The sequence below is a fragment of the Prolinoborus fasciculus genome (assembly GCF_056724605.1).
On sequence record NZ_JBWZQN010000011.1, the window covers coordinates 12,427 to 37,193 of the forward strand.

The 24,767-nt window shown below is 44.0% G+C and carries 24 protein-coding genes; 19 read left to right on the top strand and 5 right to left on the bottom strand.

The genetic code is table 11. The features are described 5' to 3' along the window. The first annotated feature begins 2 nt into the window (after positions 1-2). Genes filD through filF form a run of 3 tightly spaced genes read left to right on the top strand, consistent with a single transcriptional unit; the run spans position 3 to position 4,839 of the window. A complete protein-coding gene (filD, locus tag AC1P5O_RS04110) occupies positions 3-1,667 on the top strand; it encodes a putative pilus system OmpP1/FadL family transporter FilD (protein ID WP_004279160.1) in 1,665 nt (554 codons plus the stop codon). Positions 1,668-1,698: 31 nt separating this feature from the next. Continuing rightward, a complete protein-coding gene (filE, locus tag AC1P5O_RS04115) occupies positions 1,699-2,886 on the top strand; it encodes a putative pilus assembly protein FilE (RefSeq protein ID WP_499005723.1) in 1,188 nt (395 codons plus the stop codon). A 21-nt stretch (positions 2,887-2,907) separates the two neighbouring features. After that, complete coding sequence (filF, locus tag AC1P5O_RS04120; protein WP_262457624.1) at positions 2,908-4,839, top strand: putative pilus system protein FilF; 1,932 nt, start codon at positions 2,908-2,910, stop codon at positions 4,837-4,839. A 59-nt stretch (positions 4,840-4,898) separates the two neighbouring features. Here filF and AC1P5O_RS04125 read toward each other — a convergent pair whose 3' ends face one another. After that, the gene (locus AC1P5O_RS04125) at positions 4,899-5,504 is read right to left on the bottom strand and encodes an NUDIX hydrolase (RefSeq protein WP_004646037.1); all 606 of its coding nucleotides are present in this window, start codon (positions 5,502-5,504) and stop codon (positions 4,899-4,901) included. 66 nt (positions 5,505-5,570) lie between these two features. On the opposite strand from AC1P5O_RS04125, the gene AC1P5O_RS04130 reads away from it, so the two are divergent. The 9 genes from AC1P5O_RS04130 (at position 5,571) to AC1P5O_RS04170 (ending at position 13,933) form a co-directional block, all read left to right on the top strand. Next, positions 5,571-6,179, top strand: a complete 609-nt coding sequence (locus AC1P5O_RS04130) for an NUDIX hydrolase (RefSeq protein WP_262457622.1) — start codon at positions 5,571-5,573, stop codon at positions 6,177-6,179. Between the two features lie 21 nt (positions 6,180-6,200). Next, the gene (locus tag AC1P5O_RS04135; protein ID WP_005262595.1) at positions 6,201-6,731 is read left to right on the top strand and encodes a gamma carbonic anhydrase family protein; all 531 of its coding nucleotides are present in this window, start codon (positions 6,201-6,203) and stop codon (positions 6,729-6,731) included. A gap of 136 nt (positions 6,732-6,867) precedes the next feature. Further along, complete coding sequence (gene tsaB / locus AC1P5O_RS04140) at positions 6,868-7,533, top strand: tRNA (adenosine(37)-N6)-threonylcarbamoyltransferase complex dimerization subunit type 1 TsaB (RefSeq protein WP_004646042.1); 666 nt, start codon at positions 6,868-6,870, stop codon at positions 7,531-7,533. A 16-nt stretch (positions 7,534-7,549) separates the two neighbouring features. Further along, complete coding sequence (locus AC1P5O_RS04145) at positions 7,550-8,374, top strand: undecaprenyl-diphosphate phosphatase (protein ID WP_004279167.1); 825 nt, start codon at positions 7,550-7,552, stop codon at positions 8,372-8,374. Continuing rightward, positions 8,368-9,189: a class I SAM-dependent methyltransferase gene (locus tag AC1P5O_RS04150; RefSeq protein WP_168730691.1), complete on the top strand. Its 822-nt coding sequence runs from the start codon at positions 8,368-8,370 to the stop codon at positions 9,187-9,189. Before AC1P5O_RS04145 ends, AC1P5O_RS04150 begins: the two co-directional genes overlap by 7 nt. A gap of 120 nt (positions 9,190-9,309) precedes the next feature. Next, positions 9,310-10,692 (top strand): C13 family peptidase, encoded by a 1,383-nt coding sequence (locus tag AC1P5O_RS04155; protein WP_071851394.1) that lies wholly within the window; start codon positions 9,310-9,312, stop codon positions 10,690-10,692. A gap of 43 nt (positions 10,693-10,735) precedes the next feature. Next, positions 10,736-11,572, top strand: a complete 837-nt coding sequence (fghA, locus tag AC1P5O_RS04160) for an S-formylglutathione hydrolase (protein ID WP_253175618.1) — start codon at positions 10,736-10,738, stop codon at positions 11,570-11,572. 88 nt (positions 11,573-11,660) lie between these two features. After that, complete coding sequence (locus AC1P5O_RS04165; RefSeq protein ID WP_262466533.1) at positions 11,661-12,782, top strand: YjgN family protein; 1,122 nt, start codon at positions 11,661-11,663, stop codon at positions 12,780-12,782. A gap of 11 nt (positions 12,783-12,793) precedes the next feature. Beyond that, on the top strand, positions 12,794-13,933 hold the full coding sequence (locus AC1P5O_RS04170; protein ID WP_262466532.1) for a M48 family metallopeptidase: 1,140 nt from the start codon (positions 12,794-12,796) through the stop codon (positions 13,931-13,933). Positions 13,934-13,977: 44 nt separating this feature from the next. On the opposite strand, the gene AC1P5O_RS04175 is transcribed toward AC1P5O_RS04170, so the two are convergent. After that, complete coding sequence (locus tag AC1P5O_RS04175) at positions 13,978-14,256, bottom strand: DUF2218 domain-containing protein (protein ID WP_262466531.1); 279 nt, start codon at positions 14,254-14,256, stop codon at positions 13,978-13,980. A gap of 168 nt (positions 14,257-14,424) precedes the next feature. Here AC1P5O_RS04175 and rpe point away from each other — a divergent pair, with 168 nt between their 5' ends. The 3 genes from rpe to AC1P5O_RS04190 all read left to right on the top strand — a co-directional run bounded on the left by rpe (position 14,425) and on the right by AC1P5O_RS04190 (position 16,617). Continuing rightward, positions 14,425-15,111: a ribulose-phosphate 3-epimerase gene (gene rpe, locus AC1P5O_RS04180; RefSeq protein WP_262466530.1), complete on the top strand. Its 687-nt coding sequence runs from the start codon at positions 14,425-14,427 to the stop codon at positions 15,109-15,111. A gap of 629 nt (positions 15,112-15,740) precedes the next feature. Next, entirely contained in the window at positions 15,741-16,058 is a 318-nt protein-coding gene (locus AC1P5O_RS04185; protein ID WP_004279177.1) for a DMT family transporter, read from the top strand. 73 nt (positions 16,059-16,131) lie between these two features. Then, positions 16,132-16,617, top strand: coding sequence for a methylated-DNA--[protein]-cysteine S-methyltransferase (locus tag AC1P5O_RS04190; RefSeq protein WP_262466529.1), 486 nt, complete (start codon positions 16,132-16,134; stop codon positions 16,615-16,617). 382 nt (positions 16,618-16,999) lie between these two features. Here AC1P5O_RS04190 and AC1P5O_RS04195 read toward each other — a convergent pair whose 3' ends face one another. The 3 genes from AC1P5O_RS04195 to paaZ form a co-directional block, all read right to left on the bottom strand. Then, positions 17,000-17,926: a tRNA-dihydrouridine synthase gene (locus tag AC1P5O_RS04195; RefSeq protein ID WP_499005741.1), complete on the bottom strand. Its 927-nt coding sequence runs from the start codon at positions 17,924-17,926 to the stop codon at positions 17,000-17,002. Positions 17,927-18,120: 194 nt separating this feature from the next. After that, complete coding sequence (locus tag AC1P5O_RS04200; protein ID WP_262466528.1) at positions 18,121-19,560, bottom strand: spinster family MFS transporter; 1,440 nt, start codon at positions 19,558-19,560, stop codon at positions 18,121-18,123. Between the two features lie 194 nt (positions 19,561-19,754). After that, entirely contained in the window at positions 19,755-21,866 is a 2,112-nt protein-coding gene (gene paaZ / locus AC1P5O_RS04205; protein ID WP_262466527.1) for a phenylacetic acid degradation bifunctional protein PaaZ, read from the bottom strand. Positions 21,867-22,129: 263 nt separating this feature from the next. On the opposite strand from paaZ, the gene paaA reads away from it, so the two are divergent. The 4 genes from paaA to paaD are packed head-to-tail and all read left to right on the top strand — an operon-like array spanning position 22,130 to position 24,700. Further along, a complete protein-coding gene (gene paaA, locus AC1P5O_RS04210) occupies positions 22,130-23,074 on the top strand; it encodes a 1,2-phenylacetyl-CoA epoxidase subunit PaaA (protein ID WP_004646055.1) in 945 nt (314 codons plus the stop codon). 33 nt (positions 23,075-23,107) lie between these two features. Further along, complete coding sequence (gene paaB / locus AC1P5O_RS04215) at positions 23,108-23,398, top strand: 1,2-phenylacetyl-CoA epoxidase subunit PaaB (protein WP_004279183.1); 291 nt, start codon at positions 23,108-23,110, stop codon at positions 23,396-23,398. A gap of 17 nt (positions 23,399-23,415) precedes the next feature. After that, the gene (paaC, locus tag AC1P5O_RS04220) at positions 23,416-24,171 is read left to right on the top strand and encodes a 1,2-phenylacetyl-CoA epoxidase subunit PaaC (protein ID WP_026056591.1); all 756 of its coding nucleotides are present in this window, start codon (positions 23,416-23,418) and stop codon (positions 24,169-24,171) included. 28 nt (positions 24,172-24,199) lie between these two features. Then, complete coding sequence (gene paaD / locus AC1P5O_RS04225; RefSeq protein ID WP_004646058.1) at positions 24,200-24,700, top strand: 1,2-phenylacetyl-CoA epoxidase subunit PaaD; 501 nt, start codon at positions 24,200-24,202, stop codon at positions 24,698-24,700. The last annotated feature ends 67 nt before the right edge of the window (positions 24,701-24,767 follow it).

Here is a 24,767-nt window from a genome sequence, read left to right on the forward strand (position 1 = left end):
GTATGAAAAACATTCGACTTAGCCCGTTATTAACAGGAATTATTCTTGCGGGCTGTTCAAGTTATACCTTTGCACAATTGGGAACCAACCTTTCAGTTGATTTACGTGCACTATCCATGGGGAATGCCGTCACCGCAGATCCTCCAGGGGTCAATGCCATCCACTTTAACCCGGCTGCACTGACTAAAATTGATGGTCTGCAAACCGAACAGCAAATCATTGTGGCTAATTTTGATATCCAGCGTGAGTTTTCAGTACCGGCCGGATATAACGTATTTGGCTATTCTGATGATCCTATTGTCTGTAATGACGGTCCTGAAGTTTCATCTGATTTGTGTACCGATTTTAAAGGCCCAGTCAAAGGCGATGTGGAATATGTCAGCCTGTATGTTCCTTTTCTGAAAAAAATGGTGGATTTAGGCGAAGGTCTTCCTTTGACTGCACCCACGATGGGGATCGCATACAATCCCCCTGGATCGAAAGCCACTTATGCGACTGCTGTTTATGCTCCTCTCATGGCAGGTTTTGGTCATGAAGATGGGAACCCGGCAAACTTTATGGGACAGCAGGTTGCTTTAGAGCGGATTACCTATCTGTCACCATCCATCGGTTATGAGGTCAATGACCAACTGTCGATTGGTGCTTCTATCGGGATGTCTTATCAAGCCATCGGGATGAAAACGGACTTGCGTTTCCCGAATGAGTTGATTGGGATGTTGCGTATGATCGACGAAGTCGTGTGTACGCCGTTTAAAGAAAATTCCGACATTATTACAGATATTCTTTTGCTCGGGATCTGTAATGCGGATGAGGGGATGAACCCATTTGGCAAGTTTGGTCAAATGCAACTGGAGCTTGAGCAGAACTTAAGCCCAAGTTATAACCTGGGAATATTGTGGGAACCGCGCGAAGACTTTAGTTTTGGTATGGTGTACCAAAGTGCTGCAAAAATGCGCTTAAAAGGTAAATATCATATTGATAATGCCAAAGCTCCTCAGGAAATGATTAAAGGTTTAATGACCTCACCGACCGGCCAGATTCTGGCTGCAATTCTTGGATTTCCTAATTACATACCATCGAGTGAATCTGGTCTGGTGTCGCAGGATTTTGAATATCCGGCGCATTTTCAGGCAGGTATCAAATATAAAGTGATGCCAGATTTGCAAGTGAATTTTGATATTGGCTGGACAGATTACAAGGTCTGGGACGAATTTAAATTCGAATTTGATCGTACCATTTCAGCCCTAAAAATTGCCAAAATTTTGTCTGCCAATGTTACTGACTCAACCTTGGCTTTACCGATGGGATTTGAATCGCCGTGGAACTTTGGTATCGGGATGGAGTATTCCGCTACAGACCGTTTGAAGCTTCGGGCAGGTTATGAACCACGGACCAGTGCTATTCCAAAAAATAAGCGTAATACCATGGTACCGATCAATGGTGCACAGTTATTTGGTTTAGGTGTGGGTTACCGTTTTGATGCAGACACTGATCTGGATCTATCAATTGGTTTCTTGCGTAGCAAAGATCAGATTCCAGCAAATACCAGTAGTTTAGCCAACCAGACAGGGGTAAATAACCTGTTATTAAACCCATATGCAGGTTTAAACGTAAAAACAGATACCAAAATTACAATTTTAGGTTTGAACTATCGCACGCGTTGGTAAGGGAAAAATGATCAAGACAAGGAACGTTGGATTGACAGCGGTACTGGCATTAAATCTGGTATCCGTGTCTTTTTATACAAGCGCTAAAGAATTTATTACGATTATTGGTCCAGATAGCCGACCATTAGTCGTACCCCGTAATAATGCAGAGAAAAAAACTGAAGACAAATCTCGATTGTTGAAAAAAGTAGAAGCTGCAATAGTTCAGCCTGTAACTGTAAGACAAAACTTAGAAAAAGTGTCCGTCGTAAAAAATGGACAAGTCAAACCTAAGCATGACCATAATATGGTTGTACAACCAGTACAACCAGTACAACCAGTACAACCAGTACAACCAGTACAACCAGTACAACCAGTACAACCAGTACAACCAGTACAACCAGTACAACCAGTACAACCAGTACAACCGCATATTGCGCAAGAAAAGATTCAGTCTAAACCACAATTAATACTTGGATCTCAAACTATTCAAACTCCTGATGCTGGAGTTGGATCTTCTGTTGCTACCATACAAAAGCCGGGATTTAGCCAAGTTGAAGGCATTGAATATGTGGATAGTGAGTATCTGGAAAATAAAGAATTTAATTTGGAAGGCAAAAAACGTTTCTATAGCATGCCCGAAGGAGTAGTAGATAAAAATATTGGAACTACCCGGATCCAGACAATTGAACGTGAAAAAGGGGTGGGACAATCCGTATTAAAATCCTTGTTTCAAACGCCAGAAGTAGATTCTGGTCCTGTAGTACTGGCTCAAAGTTATTATCGTATTTCACAGTCGGAGACCATCGATAGCTTGGGCAAGCAGTGTTTTAATGATAAGAAAATTAAAAAAGCGAAAGAAATCAGCCTTAAAAAAGCAGTTAACCTGTGGCCTCGCGCACCTCTTAAAGCAGACGAATTTGATTTTGAAGTGGTAAAGCTTCAATCCGATATCCAGAATATTCAGATCAACTCTTATGCTTCTAGCCAGAAAAATCCAACGTATTATTGGCCTTTTGTTGTGTTTTTAGACAGTCGCGGCTGTGTGCTTGAAGGAGCGGGCGGTTTTAAAAATCAGGAAGGCCAGGCGAATATTATTCAACATGAGCGTATCGAAGGGGTTCTCCAGATTCCTGCTCAAAGTGAATATATATTATTGACGCCTTTGGCCTCAGCAATAGATGTTGAAGACAAGATGCTGACAAATCATGGACAACTAAAATTAGTCGCCATTCGATAAGGACTATTCGAGTACAAAAAGATGAAAAATAAAATATTATTTCCATTTGCTTTAACCACACTTTTAACGGCACTGAGTGGGTGTGGTGGGGAAAGTGCCAATGTCATTCCAGAAAAAAATGATGAAGCCACGACCAATGGTACTTGTACCCCAGGTACAACTAACTGTGTGGAATGGGGGCTGGAATATCCGCTCGATGGTTTGAACTTTAACTGTAGTAGCGATACAGAAAATACCTTTATTACGTTATTTGATAGTAAAAATGGGGTAGCTTCTGGAACCTGCCAAAAGACCGATAATATTGAGTTTTCTATTCAAAGTTTTGGTTCGAATAAGATTAATTTAGGTCAAATAAAACTCAGTGATTATGCCAGTTTTAGTGCCCAGACTCAGCTGCCACGTTTAAGTGTGATTGATATTGCGAGTGGGATTAGCGGACGTCGGGTAAGTAACTTGGAGCCTGGTGATCCTACCGTTCAGGTGGCCATGCGTCTGGTTAAAATTCTGCAAGCTTTGGCACTACAAAAGGGAAGTATTGTTAATCCATCTGATGTGCAACCTTTATATATTACTGAAGACATGCGCAAAAATTTGGCTAAAATCAGTGGAAATATTAGTCTGACTGATACTGATTTGGCGACTAAAATCAAAGATTTTGTTGATATCAGCACAATTTCGGATGAGGTTGCTTTTACCACAGTCAAAAAACTGGTGACGATTGCCAACGCAGCTGTGTATCAGCCAGAATTTTCATTATTTTCAACATCCGGCGTGATTGGAAGTAACCTGACGGGTTCAGATGGACTGGTGGGTTGTAATCAAAGCCCTTGTGATATTAAGAATAAGAATACTAAATATTTATTTGGCCATTTTATGCTGATTACCGATCGCCAGGGCTATACCTTTGGCAGTGGCCTGCAATGGCGTGATACTCAGTCAAAAGTGGCGAAAGAAAATTTATCCTCCTTAGGGGGAGTTAATGCTGAACTCATCCGTAAGGTGAAACCGGTACAAATGACCGCTGATCCACAAAGTTCATGGATTCATCCAACCAGTAAAACCATTAACACGCCTTACCGCCTGAATGTCGCAAATAATGCGACTCAGCTTGAGTTGTATCAAGGCAGATTATTGAATGATTATGTGATCGCGGGTAAAGAAGCTTTCTATAAGGTGGTGACTGACAAAAAATCGCTGGATACTTCCGATCAAGCCAACTTGGGGTTGTGGCGTTTGCAGGCCGATGGTGAAAACTATACGGGAAGCGTTGATCTCTATAAGATTTTCCCGATTAGTTATCTGGATCGTCAGGTCTTTAAAACAGCGCAGAACGTGGGAGATAAGGAGAAATATATCTTCCCAATGTATGCCAATCTGGAATTTAAATTTACAGATAGCACTGTCAGCCCAATTACTTTAGGAATTGTAATTGACAGTAATGGTGATGTACGCACCAATATGCAATCCTCTAATAATTTCGCGACTGATCCGGTGAATGGCTGTAAGGGTGATGTGTTGGCAGATACGCTCTTAGATCATCAAGACATACAACAATACCGCCTCGGGACTTTGGGACGTGCATTTGTCGCTGATAAAGCGGTTTCCATGCGCCTGATTTTGGCCAATGAAAAGTTTGGTAATATCAATGGCGCATTGGTAGGGGTAGACTCACGCATCCAGTCGTCACCGGATTCTAGGGATTCGATTGTGATCGGTGGTGCACTGCTCAATTTGTCTAATGTGTTGGATACTAATGTCGGCCAGAATGGGCGTGTAACTTTCCTGAATTCGGCAGGTGATGGGGTACAATGGGCCAATACCTATGCGAGTTTTCAAAAAGTTTATAATAATAACAATGAGGGTGAAACACCGGCAGATATTAGCCTGGCAAAATTAAACGGTGGTTCGGTTGAGTTTAAACTTGCGGATTGCTACCAAGTCAAAGCCAAATAATATTCCTTAAAAATAAAAAATCCCATCTTAGTATGGGATTTTTTTTATGCATGTTAGGTTTAACCCGTGTGGTCTAGACGCGTGCCTAAGGTTTCCAGATGCATTGGAAAAATATTATTTTTACGGTCTTCAAAATAATGTCTGAGGGTATGTTCTACACTCGGGAAGGCAAGTTCAGTCCAGGGAATATCTGCTTCATCAAATAAACGTGTTTCGATGGTCTCTTCACCCGCACCAAATTTTCCATCAATCAGATTGGCTTTAAATAGCACATAAATCTGACCAATACGCGGAATATTATACATACAGTAAAGCTGTTCAATGTCTACTTCAGCTTCGGCTTCTTCGCGGGTTTCCCGTGCAGCCCCTTGCTCCATGGTTTCAAACAGTTCCATATAGCCAGCAGGTAAAGTCCATAAGCCGTAGCGTGGTTCAATAGCACGACGGCACAACAGCACTTTGTTTTCGAATAAGACTAAAGCACCACAAATTACTTTCGGATTAATGTAATGAATAGAGCCGCATGAATCACATACGCTGCGAATTTGCTGATCGCCCAAAGGAATTTTAGCAGTGGTTTTATGTCCACAATTCACACAGAAGTTCATATTCATCATCAATGATAAAAGTATGCTCAGGATAACTGAAAAAGCAAAATTTGGCATCATTTCTCTCCCGCCCCGACTAAAATCAGCTATGATGAAATTATGATCATCGTCAGGGTTGAAAGAATGGATGCATGTGAATTGACACAAAGGTTGCAGCAACGCTTACGTTTTTCCAAGCGTATCCGATCTGCTCATGCTGCCGTGTTGATTGCAATTACAGATGAAGCTGATCCGAAAGTATTGCTGACGCGCCGTTCAGCTTATTTGAATAATCATGCTGGAGAAGTCTCATTTCCGGGTGGCAAGCGCGATCCGCAAGATACCAGTAATATTGTGGTGGCTTTAAGGGAAGCCTATGAGGAAACGGCACTCAATCCTTTTGATGTGCATTTAATGGGTGATTTACCCATGCAAAAAGCCCGCAATGGCATGCTGGTCAAACCGATTGTGGGACTGATTCCTCCGCAAGTGAAGCTGATTCCACAACCGACGGAAATCGACCGGATTTTCTTTGCCTCATTGCAGCATTTGCTTGAAGTGACGCCTACGCCTTATGAAGTTCGCTTTGCCCAGCAAGCTTTATATTTTCCGAGTATGCGGGTAGAAAATGAAGTGGTTTGGGGCTTGACCGCACGTATGCTGATTTCTTTATTTCAATATGGGCTGGATTATAAAAAAGACTGGCCATTCTTGCTTAATTCTCCAACGTTTAAACGCTCCAAATTTTTTTAACCATTGAACAGGATTTTATCAATGTTGTACAAATTTCAGGGATACTTACCTACCGCTACACATCAGCCCTGGGATGGCTGGATAGCACCGACGGCAACAGTGATTGGACAAGTTGAGCTTGGACGACAAGTCAGTATCTGGTTCGGTGCCGTAGTACGTGCAGATAACAGTAAAATTAAATTGGGTGACTTTAGTAATGTGCAGGAAAATGCCGTACTACATACGGATGCCGGCATCGAGATGAATATTGGCAATTATGTGACAATTGGGCACCAGGCTATGCTGCATGGTTGTACCATTGGCGATAATAGCCTGATCGGAATTCAGGCCGTCATTTTGAACCATGCCGTGATTGGCAAGAATTGTATTATTGGTGCCAATGCCTTGATTCCGGAAGGCAAGGTGATTCCAGACAATTCCGTGGTGATGGGCTCACCCGGTAAAGTGGTAAAAACGCTGGATGATGACAGTGTTCAAAAATTAACAATGAGCGCCATGCATTATGCTGAGCATTTTCAGAAATTTCAGGATTTGGAAGAAGTGCAACTCTAAGGCACTTTTTTAATGAGTGAATCATAAGCCTAGATTTTCTAGGCATTTTTGTATCTGTTTCGGGAAAATCTCGCGTAGCGGATATGAGTGGAGTATCATATCCGCGTTTTTTATATTCTCTGAATTAAGGTTGTGCATGAAAGTGCTGGCATTGGAGACTGCCAATGAGCAGTGTTCCGTTTCTGTAATCGATGATACTCAAGAACTATTTTTTCAGCTTGATGCGCGCGCCAAGGCACAAACGCAAACGATTCTCCCGATGATTGAACAAGGTCTGCAAGATCTTGGGCTGGCCATTGCTGATTTGACCGCGATTGCCTTTAGTCGTGGTCCAGGTTCTTTTAGCGGTGTGCGTATTAATGCTGCTGTGACTCAGGCCTTGGCTTGGTCCAATGATGTGCCGGTGATTCCGGTGTCGACTTTGCAGGCTTTGGCACAGGCGGCTTATCGTCTGCACGGTCTGACTGAAGTGTCTGCAGTATTGGATGCCCGTATGAGTGAAGTCTATATCGCGAGCTATCAACTGGATGCCCAAGGAATTATGCAACCGGTCGATGATGAGCAACTGTTAAGTTATGCAGAAGGTAGCCAAGCTGTGCGCTTTACCCCGGTTGGCTCAGGTGCTGAACTGGTACAAAGCGAAACTTCAATTTATAAAGATGTGCATGCGACCGCACAGGATATCGCCAGCATTGCACGTGCAGCGGCACAAGCAGAAAACTGGGTCAGTGCAGAATTGGCATTACCCGTATATTTACGCGATAACGCGTGGAAAAAAATTCCAGAACAAGGTAAAGCATAATTAATTAGGATAAAGCATGGATCTTTTACTGCTACTCAAAGCGGCCATCATGGGTATTATCGAAGGCATTACCGAGTTTTTGCCTATTTCCAGTACCGGCCATTTGATTTTGGCATCAGAATTAATGAATTTCTGGACCAAGGAAAAGAGTGATGTATTTGTCATCGCGATCCAGATGGGGGCAATTGCTGCCGTTATTTATGAATATTGGGCACGTCTTTGGGGTGCAGCGACTGGGATTGTCAGCGGTGAACCGCAAGGTCGCCGTTTAGGCATTGGCCTGATTCTGGCTTCTATTCCGATTATATTGATTGGTCTGACTTTGGGACAAACTGTCAAACAATTACTGTTTAATGATATTGCCATCGCCATTGGTTTGATCGTCGGTGGTTTGATCATTATCTGGATTGAAAAGAATCCACCACAAGTCCGTGTGCATGAAGTTGAAGAACTCAGCATTAGAGATGCGATCTGGATTGGCCTGATTCAGGTTTTATCCTTGATACCGGGAACTTCCCGTTCAGGCGCAACCATTATCGGTGCAATGTTCCTAGGTGTGTCCCGTAAGGCAGCGACTGAATTCTCATTTTTCTTGGGTATTCCGGTCATTATCGGTGCTGGCCTGCTGGATCTTTATCAAAGCTATGATGTCTTAAATACGACTGAAGACTGGACCGTGATCGGAGTTGGGCTTCTGGTTTCCTTTATCTCGGCATTGATATTAATCCGAGCGCTGGTCGCTTATGTGGCCAAACGCGACTTTATGATCTTTGCCTGGTATCGTATTGCTTCGGGTCTGCTAATTTTATTATTTGCCTATACGGGTTGGAAACTATGGTAAGCGCGATTCGCTTATATACCGAATCTGACTATCAAGAGAAAGCACAGCACTTTGAGGCTGTGCTTTCTTCTCGTGGGGTGCAGGTCGAGATTGAAACTGTTGAAAAACTCAATGCACGTTTTTTCCGTTTAAATCCTGAACTGGCACTCTGTGTCGATGCTGACGGACTCTGGTTATGTGCCAACGGCATGAAGATGCAACCGGACTGGCAAGCGGAAACCGGGCGTTTAAAACGTGCATCTTTAAAGTCAGAAATGATTGCACGCGCCTGTAATTTAAGTGAAAAACCAAGCTTAGTCGATGCGACTGCGGGTCTAGGGCATGACAGTCTGTTGATGGCACATTTAGGTGCGCAAGTCACCCTGGTTGAACGGCATCCGATTCTGTTCACCTTGCTTGAAGATAGCCATACACGTGCCCAGTCGGATGCATTCCTGAGTCAGGTCGTGTCGCGGATTAATTTGGTCTTTTCTGATTCAGCCGATTATTTAAAACAGCAGGCCGAGCAGCAGCAGATTGTTGATGTGGTTTATCTTGATCCAATGTTCCCACAGCGGGATCAAAATCAGCAGGCAGTCAAAAAGCAGGCACAGGTCAAAAAACAGATGCAGCTGTTGCATATGTTATTACCTGAAGATGGTGAAATGGATCTGGGCGATAACCTTTTAGAACTGGCGCAGAAAATTGGCAAACGTGTTGTGGTCAAACGTCCGCGTCTGGCGGTATTTTTAGCCGGAAAAGAGCCAAATCATCAATGGCAAGGCGATGCTTGTCGCTTTGATGCGTATTTTCAGCATGAACTTGTCGCTGAATAGGATAATGGCTTCTTTATTAAGCAAAGATTTGTTATATATTTAAAATTAGCATTGATTAAATGCTTATCAAGCATAAACTTATTCAGCACATTAGCGAGCCACTCATCTCCTTGAAATCCTATGATCGACTTTAAACCCTCCATTAATTTTTGGCACGATTTTAAGAGCAACCAAATTGCCGGGATGTGGTTATTTCTGGGGTCGAGGCGTTCTTTACAACTGGTCCGTCCATCCATCATGCAACTGGTGTTCTGGGGGATCTTGGGTGGCTGCGCCAACAGTTTGTTTAGCTGGCTCAGTTCAGGCCGTATGGGAGATTTTAACTCTCAAGGTCTGATCAGTTATGCGCTTTGGCCTTTCATTGCCCTGATTGTCGGTATTTTTCTGTCACAGCGGGTCAATAATCCACGCTTGATGCTGGTGCCAGCCTTGTTGTGGCTGGTATTAGATACCCATATCATGCTGTTCCAGTGTCTGATCCAGTATCTGGGTGATCTGGATTATCTGCCTTATATCCTCTACGACTATATTCCAACGCTCTTTGTCATGCTGTTTGTCTGGCAAAGTCTGGCAGTCGTCTGGGTCATCTCGCGTGAATTAAAATGGCCGTGGTGGGAACGTGCGCTGATTATGCTGGCGACCCTGTTTACCTTGGTGGTCTGGCAGATTTCAGTTAAAGATCAGCCCATCTGGAAAGTTGAAGAAATTCCACCGAGTTTTGCCGAAGATGCTTTCTATGCCCAGCCAACTCTGCTGAACAAAGCGCTGGAAAATATCGAATACGGTGAATTCGCACAGTCGCACTGGTATTTCATGGGGGTGGCCGGAGCGAGCTATCAGGATGTATTCCATTCTGAAGTCGAGCGGATTAAAGAACAGTTTGATACCCGTTTTGGTACTTTTGGCCGATCGATTGCCTTGGTTAATCACCCAGCGACACGTACCACCATGCCGATTGCTTCCAAAACCAGTATGGAGCTGGCATTGCGCCGTATGGGGCAGCAGATGAACCGTGAAAGTGATGTGCTGTTTTTATATATGACCTCTCACGGTTTGCCGAATGTGTTCGAAATGGAAAATGCCCCACTGGATCTGGCGCAGGTCGATCCAAAATGGTTGCGTGAAACACTAGATGCATCAGGCATACGTTGGCGCGTGATTGTGATCTCGGCATGTTTTTCAGGCAGTTTTGCTTCTGCCTTACAGAATGACAATACCTTGGTGATTACGGCTTCGGCAGCTGACCGTCAGTCTTTTGGCTGTTCGAATGAAGCGGACTATACCTATTTTGGTCGTGCATTCTTTGACGAAGCAATGCGTGAAAATAGCAGCTTGCAAAGCGCTTTCGCACAGGCCACAGATACCGTAGCAAAATGGGAATCAGCTCAAGGTTTTGAGCCATCAGAACCGCAATGGGTCATCGGTAAGAATATGGAATTGATGTTGCCACAACTGGAGCAACGTTTATTTCCACAGACCAGTACGGCGACACCATCTCCCTAGACCAATGTCATCCACAGACCGGTTGTAATAATAAGGAATAGCCATGGAACTTATACAGAACAATAGAAGCTTTGAAGGTGAACAGCGGATTTATCGTTTTGATTCACGCTATCTTAAAACACCGACTAAATTTGGCATTTTTCTGCCGCCTCAAGCTTTAGAAGGTCACAGCTGTCCGGCATTATTCTATCTGGCAGGTTTGACCTGTACCGAAGAAACCTTTGCCATCAAGGCGCATGCACAGCGTTTGGCGGCGCAACTTGGCTTGATTCTGATTACACCAGATACCTCACCACGTGGTGAAAGCGTGGCAGAAGGCGACAACTGGGATATCGGTCAGGGTGCAGGTTTTTATATTAATGCCACTCAGGCACCATGGGCTGAACATTATCAGATGGAAAGCTTTATTGTCGATGAGCTTTATGCACTGGTCACTGAGGAGTTCGTGATTCATCCCGGCAAGATCGGCATCTTCGGCCACTCTATGGGCGGTCATGGCGCATTGACCTTGGCATATAAATATCCAGAAAAATTTAAATCTGTTTCAGCCTTTGCACCGATTTGTGCACCGAGTCAGTGTCCTTGGGGTGACAAGGCATTCTCGAATTATCTGGGTACTGAGAAAGAGGAATGGCTGAAACATGATGCGACCGCTTTGGTTCAAGAAAAGGGCGCATTATTTAGCGATATCCTGATTGATCAGGGTTTTTCGGACCAGTTCTATAACCAGCTCAATCCAGCCCTGTTTCAGCAAGCTTGTGATGCCGTGAACCAGCCGCTGACTTTGCGTGAACATCAGGGCTATGATCATGGCTATTACTTTATTCAAAGTTTCGTAGATGATCATTTGCAATTCCATGCCGTGCAGTTAAATCCTTAAAGTAGGACTGCAGATATGTAGCAAAGCCAAAAAAATTAAAAACCTCCAAAATGTTTTTACATTCTGGGGGTTTTTCTTTTAATATCAGATGTATAAAAGTATAAAAAATTGGGATCGTCATGCAGCAGACGGTATTCGTGTTAGTGAGCCATTATTTCCGGCTGCTTCAAGTTTTTCGACTGAAGCCACGCTTTCAGTCTGCCCTAAATATCAGCGTTATGGATTCAGATTTTATGGCAGTGCATCCGAATATTTTGGTATCTGGATGGTGAATCTGATGCTGACCATTGTGACATTGACCTTGTACAGCCCTTGGGTCAAGGCACGCCGTATGCGTTATTTCTACGGCAATACCCAATTTTTAAACCATCGCTTCGATTTTGTGGCCATGCCGAGCCGGATCCTGCTGGGTCGTCTGTTTGCACTGGAACTGTATCTGGTTACCGTTGTACTGACCAACTATTCAATCCTTGCCACCAGTTCTTTATTAATGGTCGCTGCCCTGTGTTTGCCTTGGCTCATTCGGATGACCCTGAAATTCAAGGCCCGAAATAGCAAATATGGCAATGTGCGTTTTTATTTTAATGGCAGCAACCGTGAGGCTTATAGGGTCTTATTTCTGGCCATCCTGATCAATATCTTTACTTTGCTGCTGTTTAGTCCGGTGATGATCTGGCTCTATAAACGCTATTGCTTTAATCATTTATCGATTGGTCAGCTGCAATTCAAGCTGAATATTAACTGGTCCAAATTTATGTCTGCCGTTTATCTGCCCTTTGGTCTTTGCCTGCTGGTTGGTATTGGCTGGCTTGCAGCAGTAGTGTACTGGGTGGACCGGATTGGAACCAATTTGTTTAGTCTGGGTTTACTGCTTAGCTATCTGCTTTGTCTGGCGCTGGTCTGGCCGATTATTTCTGCACGTTTATACATCATTACCTGGAATCATGTGGAGCTTGGTCAAAGTTACTTTAAAACACGGGTCACGACATGGCGTTATAGCTGGATTGTGCTGAGCAACTGGATGATACGTGTTCTTAGTCTGGGCTTAATGACACCTTGGGCTGTCATCCGTTTATATGAATATCAGTTAAAACACTTAGAACTCTATGTAGTAGACGATGAAACTGACCTGAAGCATATCTTGCAACCTGATCCGAGTGCCTTGGCTGATGAAATCCTGGACGTATTTGATTTCGATGCGTCGTTATAGGAGTAAATGTGATGAAACGACCTGTCGAAGTTAAGTTTTATGATGGAATTCTCGCTGAAGCCCGTCGTGCTTGGATTGTACCGGATCAGCAACAAGGGGTTGCCCTGAAACTTGATGAAGATATTCCAGCACAAGTTAGCGATGCAGATTTTTATTTTGCTTATCCGGACATGGCCTACATTGGTGGTGTCGGTGGTCGTAAACCGATTATTGAGCTGCCTGAAGAGCGTCGGATTGAATTTTTAAGCAAAGCGCCGCATTGGCTCGGCATTAAACATAAAGATATTTATCATGCGATCTGGAAGTTTGAACGTTCACCGATCCTGATTTTCTTTTCCATGATCATCGTGATTAGTGCAGTGATTGTGATTTTAAAATGGGGGATTCCTTATACTGCCAAACAGCTGGCAAAGCTCCTTCCGGAGCAGACTTTAATTGAAGTAGGCAACCGGACAGAGCAGCAATTAATTGCCCAGACTCAGCCAAGTACACTCCCGGCAGAACAACAGACGCGATTGAAAACTTTGTATGAACAAAAGATTGCTGTAGGAAAACCTGCAAAAATTATTTTCCGTCAAGGTGGATCAAGCATGGGCATGAATGCCGCAGCCATCCCGAATAACACCATTATTGTGACCGATGAACTGGTGAAAATCAGCGGCACCGATGAAGAAGTCCTTGCAGTACTGGCCCACGAACAAGGCCATCTGGTACAAAAACACAGCATGCAAAAATTGATTTCTAATCTGGGTGCGGCGGGACTGTTTGCCTTGGTGACTGGAGATTTAAGTGATGTGGTCACAACCTCTGTAGTGGTACTGACCGATGCCGGATATTCACAGGCGATTGAACTGGATGCCGATGACTATGCCATGCAGCATTTGCATCAACAGCAGATTTCCAGTATTCACTTGTCTAACTTTTTGCAGCGGGTGGAAAATGTCAGAATACTGGCAGAGGAATCGCAAACCTTAAAAATGAAAAATTTCACCCTGAATATTGATGGAAAAGACCGTCACCTGACAGAAACCGAATTGAAATGGATTCGCCTGATCGGGAAGTTTAAAAAATATCTGGAATCACATCCCGAACTGCATAAAAGGATTCAGCGTATTCATGCCTTTAATGAACAAGCGAATCATCGTATTTAGTTTCTGATCATTGCTATGTCTTGATCATCAAGGCTTTTTAGTCCCTATCTTTGCCAGTCGGCAGTCAGATGTTCCTGTCCCATACGGATCAGATGATCCAGAACCACATTTTCGAGTTTATTCAGGTCAGTGGAATCAGCATTGCTCTGAATCGTTACGGTTAGATGATCCTGTTCAGGAGCCAATATCACTTCAGCATTTGGAAAATGAATCAGGAAATTTTGTTCGGTTTCATCAATATTAAATTTATGTTTCCAGTGATTGGCCAGGCGTTTGGCAATTCGTGCTGCTTGTTGCGTCTGGATATAGGCAATACTTTTCATCAGTTTTCTACACTATTCATCATTATTCTAAACTTTAAACCAAGCGGTGATGCCAGCATAAGCCTCAAAGCGTTACACAGCGTTTTAATCTTGCAACATCGAATCACAGTAGCCGGAGCGGATTTGATATAATGGGAAAAATCCAATTTCAACAAGCCAGGTTCTCCCATGTCCAAGCCTTATTTAATTGCCCCTTCTATCTTATCTGCTGACTTTGCTCGTTTAGGTGAAGAAGTCGAGAATGTGTTGGAAGCAGGTGCAGACGTTGTCCATTTTGATGTCATGGACAACCATTACGTACCGAATCTGACTTTTGGTGCGGGTGTTTGCAAGGCTTTGAAAAATTATGGGATCAAGGCGCCAATTGATGTGCATTTGATGGTTAAGCCGGTGGATCGCATGATCGGAGATTTCCTTGAAGCAGGTGCTGATATCATTACTTTCCACCCGGAAGCATCTGATCATATTGACCGTTCTTTACAGTTGATCAAATCAGGTGGTGCCAAAGCAGGCTTGGTATTTAACCCGGCAACGCCACTCCATTACCTGGATTATATGTTGGATAAAGTCGATCAAATCCTGCTCATGAGCGTGAACCCGGGCTTTGGTGGACAGAAATTTATTCCAATGACTTTAGATAAATTACGTCAGGCACGCAAACTGATCGATGCTTCAGGTCGTGATATTCGTTTGGAAGTCGATGGTGGCGTTACGCCAAGCAATATCCGTGAAATTGCCGAAGCGGGTGCCGATATGTTTGTAGCGGGTTCGGCTATTTTTGGCAAGCAAGATTATAAAGCTGTGATTAATGAAATGCGTGCGGAATTAGCGAGAGTAGGGCAGGTTCAACTGTAATCGCTAAAAACTCATAAGTGCATAAATATGTGGATAACTTTATGGATAAGTGTGTAGATATCTATGTTGATAACCATATGGATATGTTGCGTAAAATGTAATCGTTTGTAGCCTGATTGATTGCGATTTAGACAAGATTTGTATAAAAAGAACTCAAATTGGGTTCTTTTTTATCGCTTATAACCCTTGTATTTAGTGGTTGTTTATTCACCATAGGTTAATAATGGAACCAAGCAAAAAGTGATCAATGTATTGCATATTTGTGTTTCATTATGTAGTTTCTCCAGAAAAAGTTTAAATTTAATTGATGTGTATAACTTAATATTCTGAGTCCATTCTCATGTCATTGTTGTGGATGAATTGCCTGATTATTAGAACTATTTCTGACTTGGCATTTTCAACATCTACCATAACCAGAGTAGCCATGAATGTCGTGAAGATTTGAGTAAGGCAAAGTTAAGTTGTATCTCGATAAGTCATGTTTTGTAAAAATAGCCAGATTACTGCAACGTAGTTTTATAAAATTTTTACACCTAGGAGGAACGACCTCCCTTGTGAATTGCGTGTCGGAATTTACAGGAAAAATCGTCAGGACGGCCTGATTCTTATATAAAAAGGAGGAGGGCTGCATGGCCTGGATCGTACTTATTCTTGCGGGTATTTTTGAAATCGTGTGGGCCTATTCGATGAAGCTGTCTGAAGGATTTACCAGACTCACCCCAAGTATTATTACTATTGTTTTCATGGTACTGAGTTTTGCTTTGCTAGCTTATGCGATGCGTACTTTGCCGCTAGGGACAGCTTATACGATTTGGACCGGGATTGGTGCAGTGGGTTCATTTCTCATTGGTATTTGGGTTTTGGGTGAACCCGCTACAGCGTTGCGTATGCTGGCTGCCGTACTCATCATTTCCGGTCTGGTGCTGATGAAAGTATCCTCTTCATAATTTGTATCTGCCTGTCTCGGTGAACTGGGTTAATATAGAAAATGAACTCTAGTGATTGGGACAGGGCGCCATCATGAACTTAAGTTATCTGTATATGGATTCTCCAGTAGGTCAGTTACGACTGGTCGCGAATGAAACCGCGCTGGTGGCCGTGCTTTGGGACTGTGAACAGCCGAATCGAGTGAAACTGGCGACCTTGGTTGAAGATCCGCAGCATCCGGTTTTGATTGAAACCAGACGTCAGCTTCAGGAATATTTTGCTGGTCAGCGCAATGTTTTTGACCTGCCTATGGACTTTGCCGGTACTGATTTTCAGAAAAAAGTCTGGCAGGCTCTACTGAATATTCCCTACGGACAGACGCGAAGCTATCGCGACATTGCTGAACAAATCGGCAATATCAAGGCGGTACGTGCCGTGGGTGCAGCCAATGGCAAAAACCCGATTTCGATTATTGCACCCTGTCATCGGGTGATTGGTCGCAGTGGCAAGCTGGTAGGATTTGCCGGTGGTTTAGATAAAAAAGAAATCCTGTTAAATATTGAGCGGATGCATTCATAGGTCTCTTTTATAAATCAAAAAATGATCGTTTTATTCATTTTTAAATGAATATTAAAAGTTTCTTCTCCCTCTAGGATAAGAAGCACTGCTTCGCAAGGGGATGAGGGGGTAAAAACCTCTCCCTAGCCCTCTCCTACAAGAAGAGGGAATTTTCTTTGTAGTGATTATAAAAAATGATTCATGAAAGAACTTTAATATCTAAAAGTTTAAAAGAAATGAAAAAGTAGAATTTAGAATATGGAGGTTCTGCTAGTGGAAATTAATCTATCCATACTTTGTGATTGGATTTATTTCGAAGCGGTATTCAAAGCAGCATAAGCAGTCATAAGTTTTTTACGGACTCATAAAAAAAGCCTTTGAATCATTCAAAGGCTTTTTAGTTTTAAATATTTGAAGCTTTCAGTTTTTCGGTAATCTCGGCCAGAACTTTAATCCGTTTTACTTCATCCCATAATGCTTTGGCTTCAGGATAATGTTTCGACATCATGCCCAGCCATTGCTTGTAACGGCCGACCATCCCGATCTCAGTTTTGGCTGGGCCGTTGATAAAACGAATTTGCAGTTGCAGTAGTTCATTCCAGTTCATCAAAGGTGCATCCGAGTTTTGACGGATACATTGGGTCAGGTCGGGTGTAGTCACTGCACCACGGCCAATCATCAGATCTTCGCAACCGGATTCCAGACGGCACTGTTTGGCATCGGCATTGTTCCAGATTTCACCATTGGCGATCACATTGATCTTAAGTGTCTCACGAATCGGTTGTAGCTGGTCCCAGAATGCGGGCGGAGTATAGCCATCGGCTTTGGTGCGTGCATGAACGGTAACCCATGCTGCTCCTGCATCTTCAATGGCATGGGCATTTTCCAGCATGAAATTACGGTCCATATAACCCAGACGCATTTTGGCGGAAACCGGAATATGCGCAGGCACTGCATCACGCACGGCTTTAACCAGCTCATGCACGACTTCGGGTTCATCGAGCAGGACTGAACCACCACGATGACGGTTCACGGTTTTGGCCGGACAGCCAAAATTCATGTCAATTGCCGGTGCGCCCATGGCTGCCACTTTGGCGGCATTCGCTGCTAGCATCTCCGGATTATTTCCTAAGAATTGGACATGTACCGGTGTACCTGCCGCCGTCTTGCCATCATTCAACAGTTCCGGGCAGTAAGTATGATAAATATGATCGGGCAGAAGGGAATCGGTGACACGGATAAACTCGGTCACACACCAGTCAAAGCTACCTACGGATGTCAGCACATCACGCATAATCGGATCGGTTAAGCCTTCCATGGGAGCAAGCACAAGTTTCAACGGTGCACACCTGTAAATTTAAAACGGTGTTATACGTTTTTTTAGGCAGCCTGTCTAGGCTGGATCGGAATTGAATGATGAGTACCTGAAAATTGAACTTTTTGGGCTGATATAAAAAGGCCTTTAATGTGGATTAAAGGCCTTTAAAAGTGAAGCTTAGAATGATTTAGCGATATCCAGCCATTTTAATCAGCCAGTTTCTCGACTTTCATACTCTCACGATAATACTGACAGCCCTTGTACAACAGGAAGCAACCAATCAATCCGGCAATCGCATTGACGATCGAGATCGAGTTACCAACCATTAAGGTATTCTGGAAATATTTATCCGTGATTAATGCCACAGCGGTGGTTCCGACGCCTAAGGCAATCAGGTTTGAAACCAGCAGGAACTTGGCAGATACCTGTGCGCGTAGCTGGTTTGGTGTCAGCATTTGCGTAGCAGCAGCCGATGCAGGAATCGGGAAAGTGGAGAAGAACATCGCCACAAAAATCAGCGCAAATGAAAGCTGCATATTATCGACCTGAGTGAACAGCACACTCGGAATAATCAGCGCTGCACAGCCAATCGCACCGGTACGAATTGCAGCATCGCTATAGCCACGTTTCGAGAAGAAGTCGATCAACCAGCCACAGAATAAGGCACCCGAAGTATTCGCGACTAGAATAATCGTACCGAGGATATAACCGGTTTGACTCGCATCCAGACCGAAATTACGCATGTAATAGGCAGGTGCCCAGCCCAGCAGCGAATACAGCATCATGGTGTAAAAAGAAAAGCCAATAAAATGACAGAAGAAGGTCTTTTTATGTGTCTTGATAAAACCAATCGAATTTTTGAAAGAGGCTTTAATGACTTGGCCATCTTGACCGACTTTCATACCCTTACGTGCAGGTTCACGCACCGTCAGCACCATGAGCAGGGCCAGCAATACGCCCGGTAGACCCACAATCATAAAGGTAAGTTGCCAGGTTTTCACTTCACCAATGAGCGGTAAAGCCATGAAGCTGACATCTTTTAGCAGGCCAATCACATAGCCGCCAATCAGGAAAGCTAAACCCGAACCAATAAAGGCACCAATCGCATATACCCCGAGTGCACGGCCTAATTTATCTTTCGGAAATAAATCGGCAACGATTGAATAAAAGGCAGGGGAAAGTGCAGCTTCACCGGCACCCACACTCAAACGTGCAATAAACATTTGAATAAAGTTTTTACTAAGGCCGCAGGCTGCTGTGGCAAGACTCCAGAATGCAATCCCGGTCGCAATGATTTTAATCCGGGACTTTTGGTCCGCCAGTGCAGCAATGGGCAAGCCCATAATGGCATAAAACAAGGAGAAGGCCAGACCCTGTAACAGGCTGAACTGGGTGTCGCTCAGCATTAAATCGGCTTTAATCGGTTCAATCATGAGCGATAAAATTTGACGGTCTACAAATGACAGAATGTAAGCCACCATACAAATGACCACCACATACCATTGGTAGGTACTGCTTTCTAGTGGCGGTTCAATCTGTTCAGACAGCGGCAGGGCCGTTTCTGTCGGTGTAGGCTCAAAATTTTGATTTGTTGGTTGAATTGTCCTTTCAACCATTTCTAGGTTCAGCGATTTATCATTCATCATGCAACATCCTGTGCTGATCGTTTAAGATATTTATTTGATACTTTTAATCTGATTGTTATTTATATATTGTATCGCATTTAATTAATCTAGAGGCTAAATGGATAGACGTCAATCTGTTTTTAAGAATAGATACAAATAATTCATAAATACAAAAAAAAGGAATCATAATGATTCCTTTTTTTGGGTATGAATTTTTAGCCACGTTCAACCAGCGTCAAAATATCGTAGGTTGCAACCAGATTATTGCGCTGGTTTTTCACTTTAATATCCCAGACCACCACTCCATGTGGCTTTTGTGCCGGATCGCGCAGTGCTTTCGGAGTTTTCTGCTTACAGGTCAATTCTACCTGAATGGTATCGCCAATTTTCACCGGTTCTACAAAGCGCAAGTTGTCCATGCCATAGTTGGCAATGACTGGGCCCTGAGCCGCATCAACGAATAAACCGGCCGCAGCAGACACCACGAAATAGCCATGTGCCACGCGCTCACCAAACAGCGATTCTGCTGCAGCAATTTTGTCCATATGCGCATAGAAGTGATCACCACTCAGGCAGCCGAAATTCACCAGATCTGCTTCGGTCACGCTACGTCGTGCTGTCAGCAAACGTTCGCCAATACGCAATTCATCAAATGACTTTTTAAAAGGATGCACGCGGTCTTCAAAGACCTGAGCGCCGGCAGTCCAGCTATGGCCGACTTGGGTCATGGCATTCGGTGAACCTTGAATCGCAGTCCGTTGCATATAATGTTTGACTGCGCGCAAGCCACCAAGTTCCTCACCGCCACCGGCACGTCCTGGTCCACCATGAACCAGTAAAGGTAATGGAGAGCCATGTCCGGTACTTTCTTTGGCACTTTCAGCATCCAGAATATGGACACGTCCATGCCATGGTGCAATTTTGCTGAGCAGTTGTTCAATATTTTCATCGGTATTGCGTACGATGGATGCCACCAGACTACCTTCGCCACGTGCCACCAGGTCAGCAAGTTGAGCCAGGTCAGTATATGGCATTAAAGTCACTACAGGTCCAAAGGCTTCAATCTTATGGATATTTTCTGCCTGAGCTGGCACTTTGCATACCAAAACTGTCGGTGGATAGCATGCAGACTTTTCAGCGCTTTGTACTTGAATCTTAAAGTTCTGACGCAAGTGGCTACCGAATACGATCTCTGCATCCTGGCTGAGCTGTTCAACTTTTGCCGCGACATCATATTTCTGTTTGACGCTGGCCAAAGCACCCATCGTCACGCCTTCCTGAGCCGGATCACCTACAACGACTTTTTTCAGTTTTTCAATTAGGCGACTCTGTACGGTGTCCAAAAGTTCAGCCGGAATGAATGCACGACGAATTGCGGTACATTTTTGTCCGGCTTTAGAGGTCATTTCACGGAAGACTTCACGGACAAATAAATCAATGCTTTCGTCATTGGCTTGTTCAGTCAAAATCGCGCTGTTGACTGAATCTGCCTCCATCGTGAATGGAATAGAGTAGGCATTGAGGTGCGGATGAGAACGGAGTTTTTGTCCTGTTGATGCTGAACCGGTAAAGGTGACCGTATCTTGAGGATTTAAATGATCAAATAAATCATAAATCTGACCGCAAATCAGCTGAAGTGAACCTTCTGGTAAAAAGCCGCTTTCATGAATAGCTTTGACCACGGCGTGGGTCAGCTCGGCACCTTCTGTTGCCGGTTTGACAATACAGGGTACGCCTGCTAGTAGCGTCGGTGCGATTTTCTCCAGCATGCCCCAGATCGGGAAGTTAAAGGCATTGATATGCACTGCGACACCGGCTTTAGGACTCAGTATATGTTTGGCGCCAAAGTTGCCTTGCTTGGATAGCGGAATCCATGCATCTTCAACCCATGCGGTTTCATCACTCAGTTCGCGACGCACCAAACTCGAATAGGCATATAAGGTCCCAATCCCGCCTTCAATATCAATCCAGGCATCTTTACGGGTACAGCCGGTTGCCTTGGCAAGTTCATAAAAGTCTTCTTTGCGTTCCATCAAATACTGTGCCACTTGCTTCAGTGCATTGGCACGTTGATGAAACGTCCATGTGGCAATAGTCGCACCTTTTTGTTTGGCATACTTCACCACGGCTTGGGTATCGATGCCCTGACTGCCAACTTGATAAACCGCCTCACCGCTAATGGCATGATAAACCGTACGTAAATCGGCTTGCGCTGTGTATTCTTGGCCGTACACCAGTGAAGCTAAGCTTTTGATGGCAATAGGATTATGAGTTGATTCAGTATCTTGATAATCCATTGTGCTTGAGCTGCTGTCTAACTCTAACATTGTAAAAACTCCATTTATGATACGTTTTGAGGGGTATTTTTAATTTTGATGTTTCATAATTTGTGTTGAAAAATTGAAAATGTCAATCATAAATCTGTGTTTAAAAATGAATAACAATAAAATAAAAAATATTAAATGATGTAAAACATATATTTACAAAAAATAAGGGATAAAAATTAAATGATACCAATAAATAGATATTGATTTTAATTACGTATCGTTTTAATTTGGGTGTATCAACACTTGGGATAAGTGAGGGAACAATGAATAACCAACAACAAATCTTCGATCAAAAGATTGAAAAGGATATTTCCATCGAGCCGAAGGACTGGATGCCGGATGCTTATCGTAAGACCTTGATTCGTCAGATCGGTCAGCACGCACACTCTGAAGTGGTGGGCATGTTGCCGGAAGGCAACTGGATTACCCGTGCACCGACCTTGAAGCGTAAAGCTGTGCTGATGGCAAAAGTTCAGGACGAAGCCGGTCATGCTTTGTATCTGTACAGTGCTGCAGAAACCTTGGGTGCGGATCGTGACGACATGATGGATAAGCTGATTGCCGGTCGCATGAAATATTCTTCAATTTTCAACTATCCAACCCTGAGCTGGGCCGATGTTGCCGCGATTGGCTGGCTGGTAGATGGTGCAGCAATTGTCAATCAGGTTGCGCTGTGCCGTACATCTTATGGTCCTTATGCCCGCGCTATGGTGCGTGTGTGTAAAGAAGAAAGTTTCCATCAGCGTCAGGGCTTTGAAGCCATGATGGAATTGGCCAATGGTACGCCGGAACAAAAGCAGATGGCACAGGATGCAGTGAACCGTTTCTGGTGGCCGGCACTGATGATGTTTGGTCCAAGTGATGATAATTCACCGAACAGTGCACAAAGTATGCAGTGGAAAATTAAATTATTCAGCAATGATGAGCTACGTCAGAAATTTGTCGATAACACCGTGTCGCAAGTTTTGCAGCTGGGTTTAACCGTTCCAGATCCAGACCTCAAATTCAATGAAGCCACCGGACATTACGAATTTGGTGAAATCAATTGGGATGAGTTTTTTGCGATTCTTGCAGGCAAGGGACCGTGTAACCATGAGCGTATTGAAGCACGCCGCAAAGCTTGGGAAGGCGGCAAGTGGGTACGTGATTCAGCAGCCGTCTATGCACAGAAACAGCAGCAACAGTCAGCAGCACAAAAAGTTGCTTAAAAAATAGTTTGATCAATATAAGGAAATTTGCTCATGAATAACAAAAATAACTGGTCACTTTATGAAGTGTTTGTGCGTAGTAAACAGGGTCTGAGTCACCGTCATGTCGGCAGCCTGCGTGCGCCGGATGAGGAAGTCGCACTACAAAATGCCCGCGATGTATATACCCGCCGCAATGAAGGCATCAGTATCTGGGTGGTGAAATCTGAATTGATTACCTCTTCACAGCCAGATGAAAAAGCAGAATTTTTTGAACCCGCTTTGGACAAGGTTTATCGCCATCCAACCTTTTATAACATTCCAGCTGGCATCGAGCATATGTAAAGGGAAAGGTGAAGAATATGACAAATCAAGTATTGGCAGAATTTCTTTTACATGTGGGTGACAGTCAACTGATCCTGTCTCATCGTTTGGCAGAGTGGTGTGGTCATGCACCTGAACTGGAGCTGGATATTGCCTTAGCCAATATCGGACTGGATTTATTGGGTCAGGCACGTACTGCCCTCAGTCTGGCGGGTGAAGTGGAAGGACAGGGCCGTGATGAAGACAAGCTGGCTTATTTCCGTACCGAACGTGAATACCGTAATTTGCTGCTGTGTGAACAGCCGAATGGTGACTTTGCCCAGACCCTGGTGCGCCAGTGGTTGATGGATCACTACCACGCTTTATTGTTTAGCGCCTTAAGTCAAAGTCAGCATGCTGAGTTGGCGGCTTTTGCAGTGAAATCACTCAAAGAAGTGAAATATCACCAGCGTTTTTCCACCACCTGGATGGAACGCTTAAGTTTAGGTACCGCAGAAGCGCATGAAAAAACCCAGCAAGGTTTAAACCAGTTATGGCGTTTTACCGAGGAACTTTTTGTTCTGACGGCTGATGAAAGACAGTTGGTCGATAGCGGTGTCATTCCAGATATTGAAAATTTAAAAGCCCAGTGGCTGGAGACCATTACATCCGAGTTAGCGCGATTTGAATTAAGCCTGCCAGAGCTAGGCGCTTATCGCAGTGGGGCTAAACAGGGTTTACATACAGAACATCTCGGTTTTGTTTTGGCTGAACTGCAATACATGCAGCGCTCTTATCCAAACATGAACTGGTAATTCGGCACAATCACAGGGAGTGAGTCGCATGAATCTGATTCGACACGTAGAAGATCAATGTTGGGACGTTTTGCAGCAAGTTTCTGATCCAGAGATTCCAGTATTGTCAGTGATTGATCTGGGCATGATTCGTGGCGTCGAGCTGAATCAGCAGGATGAAATTGTGGTGCGACTCACGCCGACCTATAGCGGCTGTCCGGCCACTGATTTATTAAAAGCAGAAATTACCCAGGCTTTTGAAGCCAATGGTTTGACGCCAGTCAAAGTGATTGTGGATCTGTCTGAAGCCTGGACCACGGACTGGATGAGTGAATCGGGCAAACACAAATTACAGCAATATGGTATTGCCCCGCCGCAAGGTCAGTCACATAGCTGTGGTACGCATGTGGCATTGACCGATGGCATCACCTGTCCACAGTGCTTAAGTCATAACAGCAAATTATTAAGTGAATTCGGTTCGACCGCCTGTAAAGCTTTATATCAATGTCGGGACTGCTTAGAAACTTTTGACTATTTCAAATGTATTTGATTGTAACGATTGCGCGGTGGTCAGGGTAAACCAATAACAAGCCTGAACACCACCACCTAAAAGAAGG

Excerpts from the sequence above, each read along its gene's own strand:
- AC1P5O_RS04145 (WP_004279167.1), top strand. The coding sequence starts at position 7,550 with ATGGATCTTTTACTGCTACTCAAAGCGGCCATCATGGGTATTATCGAA.
- paaC (WP_026056591.1), top strand. The coding sequence starts at position 23,416 with ATGACAAATCAAGTATTGGCAGAATTTCTTTTACATGTGGGTGACAGT.
- tsaB (WP_004646042.1), top strand. The coding sequence starts at position 6,868 with ATGAAAGTGCTGGCATTGGAGACTGCCAATGAGCAGTGTTCCGTTTCT.
- AC1P5O_RS04200 (WP_262466528.1), bottom strand. The coding sequence starts at position 19,560 with ATGATGAATGATAAATCGCTGAACCTAGAAATGGTTGAAAGGACAATT.
- AC1P5O_RS04130 (WP_262457622.1), top strand. The coding sequence starts at position 5,571 with ATGGATGCATGTGAATTGACACAAAGGTTGCAGCAACGCTTACGTTTT.
- filD (WP_004279160.1), top strand. The coding sequence starts at position 3 with ATGAAAAACATTCGACTTAGCCCGTTATTAACAGGAATTATTCTTGCG.
- AC1P5O_RS04185 (WP_004279177.1), top strand. The coding sequence starts at position 15,741 with ATGGCCTGGATCGTACTTATTCTTGCGGGTATTTTTGAAATCGTGTGG.
- AC1P5O_RS04165 (WP_262466533.1), top strand. The coding sequence starts at position 11,661 with ATGTATAAAAGTATAAAAAATTGGGATCGTCATGCAGCAGACGGTATT.
- AC1P5O_RS04150 (WP_168730691.1), top strand. The coding sequence starts at position 8,368 with ATGGTAAGCGCGATTCGCTTATATACCGAATCTGACTATCAAGAGAAA.
- paaB (WP_004279183.1), top strand. The coding sequence starts at position 23,108 with ATGAATAACAAAAATAACTGGTCACTTTATGAAGTGTTTGTGCGTAGT.
- AC1P5O_RS04175 (WP_262466531.1), bottom strand. The coding sequence starts at position 14,256 with ATGAAAAGTATTGCCTATATCCAGACGCAACAAGCAGCACGAATTGCC.
- AC1P5O_RS04135 (WP_005262595.1), top strand. The coding sequence starts at position 6,201 with ATGTTGTACAAATTTCAGGGATACTTACCTACCGCTACACATCAGCCC.
- filF (WP_262457624.1), top strand. The coding sequence starts at position 2,908 with ATGAAAAATAAAATATTATTTCCATTTGCTTTAACCACACTTTTAACG.
- AC1P5O_RS04170 (WP_262466532.1), top strand. The coding sequence starts at position 12,794 with ATGAAACGACCTGTCGAAGTTAAGTTTTATGATGGAATTCTCGCTGAA.
- rpe (WP_262466530.1), top strand. The coding sequence starts at position 14,425 with ATGTCCAAGCCTTATTTAATTGCCCCTTCTATCTTATCTGCTGACTTT.
- paaD (WP_004646058.1), top strand. The coding sequence starts at position 24,200 with ATGAATCTGATTCGACACGTAGAAGATCAATGTTGGGACGTTTTGCAG.
- AC1P5O_RS04190 (WP_262466529.1), top strand. The coding sequence starts at position 16,132 with ATGAACTTAAGTTATCTGTATATGGATTCTCCAGTAGGTCAGTTACGA.
- fghA (WP_253175618.1), top strand. The coding sequence starts at position 10,736 with ATGGAACTTATACAGAACAATAGAAGCTTTGAAGGTGAACAGCGGATT.
- paaA (WP_004646055.1), top strand. The coding sequence starts at position 22,130 with ATGAATAACCAACAACAAATCTTCGATCAAAAGATTGAAAAGGATATT.
- AC1P5O_RS04125 (WP_004646037.1), bottom strand. The coding sequence starts at position 5,504 with ATGCCAAATTTTGCTTTTTCAGTTATCCTGAGCATACTTTTATCATTG.
- paaZ (WP_262466527.1), bottom strand. The coding sequence starts at position 21,866 with ATGTTAGAGTTAGACAGCAGCTCAAGCACAATGGATTATCAAGATACT.
- AC1P5O_RS04155 (WP_071851394.1), top strand. The coding sequence starts at position 9,310 with ATGATCGACTTTAAACCCTCCATTAATTTTTGGCACGATTTTAAGAGC.